The organism is Micromonospora cynarisoli, assembly GCF_030518815.1.
Taxonomy (GTDB): Bacteria; Actinomycetota; Actinomycetes; order Mycobacteriales; family Micromonosporaceae; genus Micromonospora; species Micromonospora wenchangensis.
Genome location: NZ_CP130426.1, coordinates 7267635 through 7279460 on the forward strand (window position 1 = coordinate 7267635; position 11826 = coordinate 7279460).

Genomic DNA, 11826 nt, shown 5'->3' on the forward strand with positions numbered 1-11826 from the left:
CCTGGTCGGGCCCGGCCCGCCCGGTCAGGGGCGTCCGGCCCCGCCGGTGGGTCCTTGGTCCCGCACCGGACGTTCCCGGCCCGGCCCGTCGAGGGCCGCATCGGTGACCGCGACCCGGGTGGGATCGGTGACGGCGGCCCGCGGGACGTCGGTCACCGCGTCGGTGACCGCCCCGGCCGGCCGCCGGGGGTCGGGCAGGGCCGGAGTGCCGGTGGTGGGGCGGCGGGCCAGCCGCAGCGCCAGGCCGGGCAGGGCGCTGACCGCCAGGCAGGCCAGCAGGACGGTGGGGTCGAGGGGGTCGGTGCCGAGCAGCATCCGCAGCGGCGGCAGCAGCACCCCGCCGACCTGGAGCAGCGCCGAGCCGACCACGGCGACGAGCAGCCCCGGGTTGGCCCGCCCCGCCCCGGCCGCCCGGGGTGCCCGGACGGCGAGTGCCACCCCGAGTTGGGCCAGGCCCAGCACCACGAACACCACCGACTGCCAGGGCAGCCCGGCGTGGGCGGCGGTCACCCCGGCGGCCAGCACCACCGACGCGATCAGCGCCCCGGTGACCAGCACGTCGCGGCCCAGCCCGGCCCCGAGCACCGACTCGCGAGGTGAGCGGGGTGCCCGGCGCAGAGTGCCGGGCTCGGCGGGTTCCGCGCCGAGCGCCACCCCCGGCAGCCCGTGGGTGAGCAGGTTGATCCAGAGGATCTGCGCCGGCAGCAGCGGTACGGGCAGCCCGAACAGCGGACCCAGCAGCATCACCACGATCTCGGCCACGCCGCCGGAGAGGGCGTAGCGCAGGAACCGGCGGATGTTGTCGTAGATCCGCCGGCCCTCGCCGATCGCGACGGCGACGGTGGCCAGGTCGTCGTCGACCAGCACCAGGTCGGCGGCCTGCCGGGCGACCTCGGTGCCGCCGCCCATCGCCACCCCGATGTCGGCGCGGCGCAGCGCCGGGGCGTCGTTGACCCCGTCCCCGGTCATCGCCACCACGTGCCCCCGGGCCTGGAGGTCGGCGATGATGTCCAGCTTCTGTTCCGGCTGGGTGCGGGCGAACACCCGGGCGTGCGGCCCGGCCTGCGTGGCGTCGTCGGTGTCGCCCCGCACCACCGGGTCGCCGGGCTGCCACAGGCCGAGCCGGCCACCGATCGCGGCGGCGGTCGCCGGATGGTCGCCGGTGACCAGCAGCAGCCGTACCCCGGCGGTGTCGAGACCGGCGGCGATCCCGGCGGCCCCGGCCCGCAGCGGGTCACCGACGGCGACCAGCCCCACCGGGCGCAACCCGACCGGTGCCGCCAGGTCGGGCGTCGTGTCGACGAGCGCGGACGCCACCGCGAGCACCCGCAGCCCCTCGGCGGCCAACTCGCGGGCGGCGGTGGTCAGCGCGTCGATCTCCTCGGCGGTGGCGTCCAGCAGGGGCGTGGTCAGCACGTTCTCCGGTGCCCCCTTGCAGACCACCAGGCGCTGCCCGCCGCAGGCCCGGTGCACGGTGACCATCCGGCGGGTGGCCTGCGCGAACGGGTGCTCGGCCATCCGGGGCCAGGCGCTGCGGGTGGCCGTCGGCTCCAGCCCGCACCGGCCGGCGAAGGCGACCAGGGCGGCCTCCAGCGGGTCACCGACCGCGCCCCAGTCGGGCCGGTCGTCTTGCGGCGGCGACAGCGTCGCGTCGTTGCAGAGCAGCCCGGCGCGGGCCAGCCGGCGCAGGTCCTCCGGCACGGCCACCGGTACGCCGTCGCGGCCCACCCGCCCGTGCGGGGCGTAGCCGACCCCGTCGACGTCGTACCTGGTGCCGTCGGGGGTGACCGCGGTCCGTACCGCCATCCGGCCCTCGGTGAGGGTGCCGGTCTTGTCGGAGGCGATCACCGTGACCGAGCCGAGGGTCTCCACCGCGTGTAGCCGGCGCGGGATGGCCCGTGCCCCGGCCATCCGGCGTGCGCCCAGCGCCAACGCCAGGGTCACCACCGCCGGCAGCGATTCCGGTACGGCCGCCACCACCAGACTCACCGCCGTCACCGCCATCTCCACCACCGGCCGGCCCCCGGCGACGCCGATGGCGAAGACCAGCCCGGACAGGGCCACCACGACCACCGCGAGGACCCGGCCGAGCACCGCCAGCCGGCGCTGCAACGGGGTCGGGGCCGGCCGGGTGCCGGCGACCAGCGCGCTGATCCTGCCCAGCGCGGAGGCCGCGCCGGTGCGGATCACCGTGCCGCCGGCCCGGCCGGTGGTCACCACCGTGCCGGCCCGCGCCTCCTCACCGTCGTGGCGTTGCACCGGCACCGACTCGCCGGTCAACGCCGACTCGTCGACCTGGAACCGGTTCGCCTCGACCAGCCGCAGGTCCGCCGGGACGACGTCACCGGCCTCCACCCGGACCAGGTCGTCGCGGACCAGGTCGGCGGCCGGCAGCACCACGTCCCGGCCGTCGCGTACCACCCGGGCGGTGGGGGCGGAGAGCTGGTCCAGGGCGGCGATGGCCCGGTCGGCGCGGACCTCCTGCACCACCCCGATGACGGTGTTCACCGCCACCACCAGCACGATCACCGCCGTGTCCGGCCAGTCGCCGAGCAGGGTGGTGACCACCGCGGCGGCCAGCAGCAGCGCGACGAGCGGATCGGTGAGCTGGCGCAGCACCCGGCCGACGAGCCACCGCCGGGCCGGCGCGGCGACGGTGTTCGGGCCGTCCGCGCGCAGCCGCGCCATCGCCTCGGCGGTGGACAGGCCGGCGGTCACCGGCTCCGCGTCGCGGGTGTCGTCCGCCAGCACCGACCCTGCACCGGATGTCGCCACCGGTGACCTCCCCGTCTCGTCGCGGCGCGTCCGGGGCACGCCGTCCCGGTCCAGCGTCGCGCCGTGCCGGCCGGCCCGGCAGAGGCGATCCGCCGCAGGTCACGGGACCAAAGGCCCTGCCGTTCCGTCGCCGACGGGTGTGCCATGGAGGCGACTACCACCGGCGAAGGGCACCCCGATGACCCCTCTGGAGATGCTCACCGAGCACCCCTTCCTCGCCGGGCTGCCGCCGCAGTGGCTGCCCCGGCTGACCGGGTACGCCCGACCGGTGGTCTGGCACCCCGGTCACCGGCTGTTCCGCGCCGGTCAGCCGGCGGAACGGTTCTGGCTGGTCCGGGGCGGTGAGGTGGCGTTGGACTTCCCGGTCCCCGCCCGCGGCGACGTGGGCATCGAGTCGATCGGGCCGGGTGGGGTGTTGGGCTGGTCGTGGCTGTTCCCGCCGTACCGCTGGCAGTTCGGCGCGGTCGCCGTCCGGCGGACCCCGACCGTGGAGTTCACCGCCGAGGGGGTGCGCCGGCTGATGGAGTCCGACGACGCCCTGGGTCGGCAGCTCACCACCCGGTTCATGAGCGTGGTGGTGGACCGGCTCCAGGCGTCCCGGGGCCGGCTGCTCGACCTGTACGGCTATCCGACCTCGGCCGCGAGCTGACCGCGACCGACGGCGACGCACCGGCACCCCCGCCGTCGGGCGGGATCGCGCCGGGGGTGCGGGGTCAGGTGACGGTCAGGCCGCGTTCGGCGAACTGGCCCCGGACCCGGGCCACCAGCTCCGAAGTCGGCGGCTCGGTGCGGGCCAGCGGAAAGGTCAGCCCCAGCTCGGCGTACTTGTGCGCGCCGAGGCGGTGGAACGGCAGCACCTCGACCCGTTGCACGGTGGCCAGCCCGGCGGCGAAGTCGGCGACGCCCGCCACGTTCTCCTCGGCGTCGGTGAGGCCGGGCACCAGCACGAACCGTACCCAGATCGGGGTGCCCCGGTCGGCGAGCCGGCGGCCGAAACGCAACGTCGGGGTGACCGACCCGGTGCGGGTGACCCGCCGGTACGTCGCCGGGTCCCACGACTTGACGTCCAGCAGCACCAGGTCGGTGGCGTCGAGCAGGGCGTCGTCGGCGCGGACCCCGAGGAAACCCGAGGTGTCCAACGCGGTGTGCAAACCGAGATCGTGGCAGCGGCGCAGCACCTCACCGGTGAACCGGGGCTGCATCAACGGCTCGCCGCCGCTGATCGTCACCCCGCCCCCGGCCACCGCGATGAACCGCCGGTACGGCTCGATCTCCGCCATCAGCTCGTCGACCGTGCGGTGCCGGCCGCTGCGCCGGTACCAGGTGTCCGGACTGTGGCAGTACCGGCAGCGCAGCGGGCAGCCGGCGAGGAAGGCCACGAACCGGGTCCCCGGCCCGTCCACCCCCACCGACACGTCCCACGAGTGCACCGCCCCGGTCGGCACGCCGTCGCCCCGCCGGGTGGCGGTGGCGACGGCGTCGCGCGGCCGGACGTTCACAGCGACCCGTGGAAGGTCCGGGACACCACGTCCTCCTGCTGTTCCCGGGTGAGCCGGACGAAGTTCACCGCGTACCCGGAGACCCGGACGGTCAACTGCGGGTGACGCTCCGGGTGCGCCATCGCGTCGACCAGGGTGGCCCGGTCCAGCACGTTGACGTTGAGGTGGAACCCGCCAGCGTCGGTGTAGCCGTCCAGCACGCCGGCCAGGTTGTCGATCCGCTCGTCGCGGGTGTGGCCCAACCCGTCCGGGGTCACCGTCGAGGTCAGCGAGATGCCGTCGCGGGCGGCGTCGTACGGCAGCTTCGCCACCGACAGCGCGGCGGCCACCAGCCCGTGGGTGTCCCGGCCGTTCATCGGGTTCGCGCCCGGGGCGAACGGCTCACCGGCCCGCCTGCCGTCCGGGGTGTTGCCGGTGTGCTTGCCGTACACCACGTTCGAGGTGATGGTCAGCACCGACATGGTCAGCTCGGCGTCGCGGTAGGTGCGCTGCCGGCGCAGCTTCGCCGCGAACGTCTCGGTCAGCCACACCGCGATCGTGTCGGCCCGCTCGTCGTTGTTGCCGTACGTCGGCGGTTCCCCCTCGACCACGTAGTCGATCGCCAGCCCGGTGTCGTCGCGCAGCACCTTGACCCGGCCGTAGCGGATCGCGGCGAGGCTGTCCACCGCCACCGACAGGCCGGCGATGCCGGTGGCCATGAACCGGCGCACCGGGTGGTCGTGCAGGGCCATCTCCAGCCGCTCGTAGGCGTACCTGTCGTGCTGGTGGTGGATCACGTTCAACGCGTCCACGTACGTTTCGGCCAGCCAGTCCAGGGTGCGTTCGTAGGCGGCCAGCACCTCGGCGTAGTCGAGGGTCTCCCCGCCGACCGGGGCGGTGGCCGGGGCGACCTGCTCACCGGTGATCTCGTCGCGCCCGCCGTTGATCGCGTACAGCAGGGCCTTGGCGAGGTTGGCTCGGGCGCCGAAGAACTGCATGTCCCGGCCCACCCGCATCGCCGACACGCAGCAGGCGATCGCCGTGTCGTCGTCGTAGGCGGGGCGGATCAGGTCGTCGTTCTCGTACTGGATGGCGCTGGTGTCCAGCGACACCTGGGCGCAGAACCGCTTGAACCCGACGGGCAGCCGGGGCGACCAGAGCACCGTCAGGTTCGGCTCCGGCGCGGGACCGAGGTTGTAGAGGGTCTGCAGATAGCGGAAGCTGGTCCGGGTGACCAGCGGCCGGCCGTTGGCGTCCATCCCACCGAGGGCCTCGGTGACCCAGGTCGGGTCGCCGGAGAAGAGCTGGTCGTACTCGGGGGTGCGCAGGAACCTGACGATCCGCAGCTTGATCACGAAGTCGTCGACCAGTTCCTGGGCGTCCATCTCGGTCAGCCGCCCCTCGGCGAGGTCCCGCCGCAGGTAGACGTCGACGAACCCGGCGGTACGCCCCAGCGACATCGCCGCGCCGTTCTGCTCCTTGGTGGCGGCCAGGTAGGCGAAGTAGAGCCACTGGATCGCCTCCCGGCCGGTGGTGGCCGGGCCGGAGATGTCGTAGCCGTAGCCCGCCGCCATCTGCGCCAGCTCGCCGAGGGCCCGGATCTGCTCGGCGAGTTCCTCCCGGTCCCGGATCACCTCGTCGGTCGACGGCCGGTCGTCCAGCGCCGCCTTGAGTGCCTTCCGCTCGGCGACCAGCCGGTCCACCCCGTACAGCGCCACCCGCCGGTAGTCGCCGATGATCCGCCCCCGCCCGTACGCGTCGGGCAGCCCGGTGATGACGTGCGAGCGGCGCGCGGCGAGCACGTCGGCCGGGTACGCGTCGAACACCGCGTCGTTGTGCGTCTTGCGGTACGTGGTGAAGATCCGGTGCACCTGCGGGTCGGCGGGGTAGCCGTACGCCTTCAGCGCGGTCTCCACCATCCGCAGCCCACCGGCGGGCATGATGGCCCGGCGCAGCGGCGCGTCGGTCTGCAACCCGACGATCAGCTCCCGCTCCCGGTCGATGTACCCGGGGGCGTGCGCGGTGATGGTGGACGGGGTGGCGGCGTCGATGTCGTACACGCCGTGGCGGCGTTCCTCGACGAACATCGCCCGCAGCGTGCCCCAGACCTCCAGGGTGCGGCAGGTGGGCCCGGTGAGGAACGACGCGTCCCCGGTGTAGGGCTCGTGGTTGTCCCGGACGAAGGCGGCCACGTCGACGGTGTCGCGCCAGGCGTCGCCGGTGAAGCCGCGCCACGGGTCGAGATGTGCGGTGCCGGTCATGATCGGTCCTTCCGCGCTGGTCGGGGTCCGGCGGCCTGGGTCGCCGGGGTGTTGCGCCTGCACCATCAGCCTCGTCGGGCCGGGCCGTCCCGGGCAGAGGCGCAGGACCACCCCCGCCCGGGACCAAAGACCCCCGGCGGCCGGTCAGCGCTGCACGACGAGTCGCTGGGCGCGCAGCAGCCGGGCCCACCACGGCCGGGGCGTCGCCGGGCGCAGCGCGGGCACCCGTGCGCCGCGCAGGCTGACCCAGCCGCCGGGCCCCATGGTGACCGTGCCGATCGCCGGCGGCCGACGCCGCGCCACCACCGCCACGCCCGCGGTGAGCAGGGCGACGGCGGCGGTACCGGCCGCGACGGCGAGCACCCGGTCCGGGTCGGGCAGCGCCCGGTAGCGGACCCGCCCGTCGGCGAGCACGAACGCCCCGACGGCCCGTCCGTCGCGGGTCACCGGCACCAGCGCGGCGGCCGGCGAGCCGGGCAGCGCCAGCACCGGCCCCACCGGCCCGGCCGTCGTCGTCCTGGTCGCCTCCACCGGGGTACGAGGCACCGGCGGCGGGCCCAGCGGGGCGGGTCCGGTCGGGTTGAAGATCGCGGTCATGGTGGTGCCTCCACTCGCAGGTCGGACCTGTCCCCTCGTTGGTAGCAACCCCGGGGCGCCCACCGGCAGGGCCGGACGGTACGCCGACCGGGCCACAGGTCCCGTCCTGTCGGTGCCGGTGCGTATCCTCCGGGCGGTGACCGCCGATGTGTCCCTGCGCCCGGTGCGCGACGACGACCTGCCGCACTTCTTCGCCCACGAGCAGGACCCGGAGGCGGCCTGGATGGCGGCGTTCGGCCCGGTCGATCCCACCGACCGGGCGGTCTTCGACGCACACTGGGCCCGCATCCGCGCCGACCCGAACGTGGTCAACCGCACCGTCGTCGTCGACGGCGCGGTGGTCGGGCACGTGGCGGCCTTCCCGGTGGACGGGCACACCGAGGTCAGCTACTGGATCGACCCGCGCCGGTGGGGGCGCGGCCACGCCACCGCCGCGCTGACCGCCCTGCTGCGGGAGCTGCCGCACCGGCCGTTGCGCGCCCGCGCCGCGAAGGACAACCGGGCCTCCCTGGCGGTGCTGCGCAAGTGCGGTTTCGTCATCGTCGGTGAGGACTCGGGGTTCGCCGACGGCCGGGGCGTCGAGGTCGAGGAATGGCTGCTGGAACTGCCCGCCGCCCCCGCTGACCAGGGCGGGCACTAGTCTCGCGGGGTGAACTGGCTCGAACTCGTCGGCTGGGCCGGCTCCGCGCTGCTGGTCTGGTCGCTGCTGCAGACCCGCATCCTGCGGCTGCGCGCCCTCAACCTGGTCGGCTGCCTGATCCTGATCGGCTACAACGCCGCCGTGCAGGTCTGGCCGATGGTCGGCCTCAACGTGGTGCTCGCCGTGATCAACGTGTGGTACCTGCGGGCGATGCTGGCCACCCGGCACGACGACCGCGCCTACCAGGTGGTCGAGGTGGGCGTCGGTGACCAGTTCCTGGCCCACACGCTGCGGGTGCACGCCGCCGACATCGCCCGGTTCAACCCCGACTTCCGCCCACCCCCGGCCGACGCGGACCGGTCGGCCTTCCTCGTCGTCCGCGACGACGAGGTGGTCGGGGTGGTGCTGTCGCACGCCGAGGCCGACGGCACCGCCCAGATCGACCTGGACTACGTCACCCGCCGCTTCCGCGACTTCACCCCCGGCGAGTTCGTCTACCGCCGCAGCAGCCTGTTCACCGACCGGGGGTTCCGCCGGGTGGTCAGCCCACCCGGCATGGTCGCCCCCTACTACCACCGGCTCGGCTTCCGCCCCGAGGGCGACGCGTACGTCCTCGACCTGACGCCCGCCGCCGCCGGACGCGGCTGACCGCCACCCGGACGCACGGGCATGCCGCTGGGACCCGCCACCGGTCGCCGATCGGGGCCACCGGGAGGATTCGCGGACCGCACGGTTGGGCACAGACTGGGCTACGCCGGGCGGGTCCTCCGTCCGGCGGCGTCGGCCCGTCGCCGACGCCCACCGCCTGAGGGAGAGTGCCGGGCGTGCAGAGCTACTGGAGCCAGTTGGCCCTGGTCGGAGTCCTGGTGGTGCTCAACGCGATCTTCGCGGGCAGCGAGATGGCGCTGGTGTCGCTGCGGGACAGCCAAGTGCAGCGGCTGGAACGCTCCAGCCGGGCCGGCCGGGTGCTCGCCCGGCTCGCCAAGGACCCGAACCGCTTCCTCGCCACCATCCAGATCGGCATCACCCTGGCCGGGTTCCTCGCCTCGGCCGCCGCGGCGGTCTCCCTGGCCAGGCCGCTGGTCCCGCTGCTCGGGTTCCTCGGCGGGGCCGCCGAGACGGTGGCCATCGTGCTGGTCACCCTGGTCCTGACCTTCGTCACCCTGGTCTTCGGCGAGCTGGCCCCGAAGCGGATTGCGATGCAGCGCGCCGAACGGTGGGCGCTGCTGGTGGCCCGCCCCCTGGACATCCTGTCCAGCTTCACCCGCCCGGCGGTGTGGCTGCTCGGCGCCACCAGCGACCTGGTGGTCCGCCTCGCCGGGGTCGACCCCAAGCACCAGCCCGACGAGATCGGCCCGGACGAACTGCGCGACATCGTCGCCGGCAACCACGGCTTCACCAAGGAGCAACGCACGATCATCGCCGGCGCGGTGGAGATCGCCGACCGGCAGCTGCGCGCGGTGCTCGTACCCCGGTTGCAGGTCTTCACGCTCGACAGCGGGACCACCGCGGAGGCCGCCCGGCTGCTGCTGGCCGCCACCGGCCACTCCCGGGCCCCGGTGGTCCGCCACGGCGGCCTCGACGACGCGGTCGGCGTGATCCACCTGCGCGACCTGGTGGGGGTGCCGGACGACCGGCCGGTCGACGACTGCGCCCGCCCACCGATGCTGCTGCCCGACTCGCTGCCGGTGGTCGACGCGCTGCGCCAGTTCAAGGCCGAACGGCAGCACATCGCCCTGGTGGTCGACGAGCGGGGCGCGGTCGACGGCATCGTCACCCTGGAGGACATCCTGGAGGAGATCGTCGGGGAGATCTACGACGAGACCGACCGGGACGTCCGCGCGGTGCGCACCGAGGCCGACGGTTCGCTGGTGCTGCCCGGCACCTTCCCCGTGCACGACCTGACCGACATCGGCGTCGAGGTGCCCAACCGGCCCGCAGGTGACTACACCACCGTCGCCGGGATGGTGCTGTCCTGCCTCGGGCACATCCCCACCGTCGCCGGGGAGCAGGTCACCATCGACGACTGGGAGATCACCGTCACCGGCGTCGACCAGCGCGCCATCACCCAGATCCGGCTGCACCACGCCCCGACCGCGACCCCCGCCGAGGAACCGGAACCCGTCCCCGACGAGGCCCACGCCTGACCCGACCCGGGGTCAGTCCGAGGGGGCCGGGTCACCGAACGGGAAACCCGGCACCGGCGGGCGCAACTGCACCTGGTCGGCGGGGAACTGCCTGGTGTCGCGGCTCAACGCCCGCGCGGTCACCCGGATCACCCACGGCCCCGACGGGTGCCGTTGCGCCCCGATCAGCCGGCCCCACACCCGGCTCCACCAGTGCCCGGTCACCAGCACGTCGGTCAGCCGCAGCCGGCCGTCCGGGAAGTCCCCCCGCACCACCACGTCCACCACCCGCCCCAGCCGCCGGCCGTGCAGGTCGTACGCGGTGCGCCCGAGCAACTCACCCGCTCGCACGGTCGGCCCCCGGAATCCGGTCGATCAGGTGCCGCCGCAGCCACGTCTCCACCGGCGGGCGGGGCAGTTCGTCGGCGCGGGCCCGCAGCCGGACCGCGCTGTCGATCCGGGCCACCTGGCCGAACGGGATGCGCAGCGGGGACGACGCCTCCTCGGCGAACCGGTCGGCGAGCGCCACCAGCAGCCGCCCGACCTGGCCACCGATCCGCCGCCCCAGCGCGCCCTGCCCGGTCAGCAGGCACGCCACGTACGGCAGGCCCCCGTCGTCGACGGCGAACTCGATGTCGTCGACCTTGCCCAGCAGCAGCCCGTCGGCGTCGACGATCTGCCGGTCGAGCAGCTGCCGGCCGAGCTGCATCCTCACCGCCCCATCCCCGTCCCCACCGCCAGCGGGAGCGCCGCCACCGACGCCGCCACGATCACCAGCAGGAACACCGCGCCGAGCAGGTTCCGCCACGGCCCGTTCACGTTGTCGCCCAGGTAGGTCCGGTCGTTGGCGACGACCAGGATCGGCAGGTACGTCAACGGCAGCACCACCGCGCTGGCGACCAGCATGTACTCGGTCAGCCGTACCGGGTCGACGGTGGTGGACAGCAGCAGCGTCGCGGCCAGCACGCTGACCAGCAGGACGCTGTGGAACCGGGCGGCCTCCCGGGGGCTGACCCGCTTGCCCCACTGCCAGCCGAAGTACTGCGCCGCCGCGTACGCCGCCGACAGCCCGGTCTCCAACGCGGCCCCGAAGGTCACCGCGAAGAAGGCCAGCGCGGCGACCGCCAGCCCCACCCCGCCGAACGCCAGCACCACCGGCTGGGCGACCTGGTCGAGGGTCGACAGCGACGCCCCGACCGGATGAAACACCACGGCGGCCGTGGCGATCAGCGACAACGCCAGCAGGCCGCCGACCGGGAATCCGATCAGCACGCTCGACCGGGCGTCGGCCAGGTCGGCGGCGCCCCAGTTCTCCTCCACCCCACCGGAGGAGAAGAAGAACACCTCGTACGGGCTGACCGTGGAGGCGAACAACGCCACCGCCACGAACCAGTACGCCCCCCAGCCCTGCCCGGCCGTGCCGGGGTGCAGGGCGTCGTGGCCGAGCGCCGCCCAGTCCGTCGGCAGCCAGAACAGCGCCACGGCGAAGACCAGCAGGGTCAGTCCGGCCAGCCCGAACACCCGCTCCATGAGCTGGAACCGCATCCGCCACAGCACCAGCCAGACCGCGAACGCCGCGACCGGCACCCACAGCAGGTAACTCACCCGGGAGGCCAGTTGCAGCGCCAGCGCCACCCCGCCCAGCTCGGCGGCCAGGGTCAGCACCGTGACCAGGTAGGACGCCGCCAGGTTGAGCAGCGCCACGCGGGGACCCAACCGCTCCCGGACCAGGTCGAACACCGCCCGTCCGCTGACCGCCGCGATCCGGCCGGCCATTTCCGCGTACGCGCAGATGCCGACCACGCCGAGCAGCAGCACCCAGGCGTGGGCCATGCCGAAGCGTGCTCCCGCCTGACTCGCCGCCACCAGGTCGCCGATGTCGACGAAACCGCCGATGGCCGAGAGCACCCCGAGGGTGGCGGCGAGGAGCTTCCTCACGTCGGGACGGG

11 protein-coding genes are annotated in these 11826 nt (G+C 74.5%); 4 read left to right on the top strand and 7 right to left on the bottom strand.

From position 1 onward, the window contains the following. Positions 1-24: 24 nt before the first annotated feature. Positions 25-2775: a cation-translocating P-type ATPase gene (locus tag Q2K16_RS31910; RefSeq protein WP_302742350.1), complete on the bottom strand. Its 2751-nt coding sequence runs from the start codon at positions 2773-2775 to the stop codon at positions 25-27. A gap of 178 nt (positions 2776-2953) precedes the next feature. On the opposite strand from Q2K16_RS31910, the gene Q2K16_RS31915 reads away from it, so the two are divergent. Continuing rightward, on the top strand, positions 2954-3424 hold the full coding sequence (locus Q2K16_RS31915) for a cyclic nucleotide-binding domain-containing protein (RefSeq protein WP_302742352.1): 471 nt from the start codon (positions 2954-2956) through the stop codon (positions 3422-3424). Positions 3425-3488: 64 nt separating this feature from the next. Here the strand turns inward: Q2K16_RS31915 and pflA are convergent, their stop codons facing one another. The 3 genes from pflA to Q2K16_RS31930 form a co-directional block, all read right to left on the bottom strand. Continuing rightward, complete coding sequence (pflA, locus tag Q2K16_RS31920) at positions 3489-4274, bottom strand: pyruvate formate-lyase-activating protein (protein WP_302742353.1); 786 nt, start codon at positions 4272-4274, stop codon at positions 3489-3491. Further along, positions 4271-6514, bottom strand: a complete 2244-nt coding sequence (pflB, locus tag Q2K16_RS31925) for a formate C-acetyltransferase (RefSeq protein WP_302742355.1) — start codon at positions 6512-6514, stop codon at positions 4271-4273. The genes pflA and pflB overlap by 4 nt, the downstream gene beginning before the upstream one ends. A 144-nt stretch (positions 6515-6658) precedes the next feature. Then, positions 6659-7111: a hypothetical protein gene (locus Q2K16_RS31930; RefSeq protein WP_302742357.1), complete on the bottom strand. Its 453-nt coding sequence runs from the start codon at positions 7109-7111 to the stop codon at positions 6659-6661. 136 nt (positions 7112-7247) lie between these two features. On the opposite strand from Q2K16_RS31930, the gene Q2K16_RS31935 reads away from it, so the two are divergent. The 3 genes from Q2K16_RS31935 (at position 7248) to Q2K16_RS31945 (ending at position 9898) form a co-directional block, all read left to right on the top strand. Beyond that, on the top strand, positions 7248-7751 hold the full coding sequence (locus Q2K16_RS31935) for a GNAT family N-acetyltransferase (RefSeq protein ID WP_302742358.1): 504 nt from the start codon (positions 7248-7250) through the stop codon (positions 7749-7751). A 9-nt stretch (positions 7752-7760) separates the two neighbouring features. Next, a complete protein-coding gene (locus tag Q2K16_RS31940; RefSeq protein ID WP_302742359.1) occupies positions 7761-8399 on the top strand; it encodes a hypothetical protein in 639 nt (212 codons plus the stop codon). A 176-nt stretch (positions 8400-8575) separates the two neighbouring features. Next, complete coding sequence (locus Q2K16_RS31945; protein ID WP_302742360.1) at positions 8576-9898, top strand: hemolysin family protein; 1323 nt, start codon at positions 8576-8578, stop codon at positions 9896-9898. A gap of 12 nt (positions 9899-9910) precedes the next feature. Here Q2K16_RS31945 and Q2K16_RS31950 read toward each other — a convergent pair whose 3' ends face one another. From Q2K16_RS31950 to Q2K16_RS31960, 3 genes are read right to left on the bottom strand one after another with little or no spacing between them, the layout of a single operon-like run. Continuing rightward, the gene (locus Q2K16_RS31950; protein WP_302742361.1) at positions 9911-10228 is read right to left on the bottom strand and encodes a PRC-barrel domain containing protein; all 318 of its coding nucleotides are present in this window, start codon (positions 10226-10228) and stop codon (positions 9911-9913) included. Then, a complete protein-coding gene (locus Q2K16_RS31955) occupies positions 10215-10586 on the bottom strand; it encodes a hypothetical protein (protein WP_302746689.1) in 372 nt (123 codons plus the stop codon). The genes Q2K16_RS31950 and Q2K16_RS31955 overlap by 14 nt, the downstream gene beginning before the upstream one ends. Before the next feature lie 2 nt (positions 10587-10588). Then, entirely contained in the window at positions 10589-11815 is a 1227-nt protein-coding gene (locus Q2K16_RS31960; RefSeq protein WP_302742362.1) for an NRAMP family divalent metal transporter, read from the bottom strand. Positions 11816-11826: the final 11 nt, after the last annotated feature.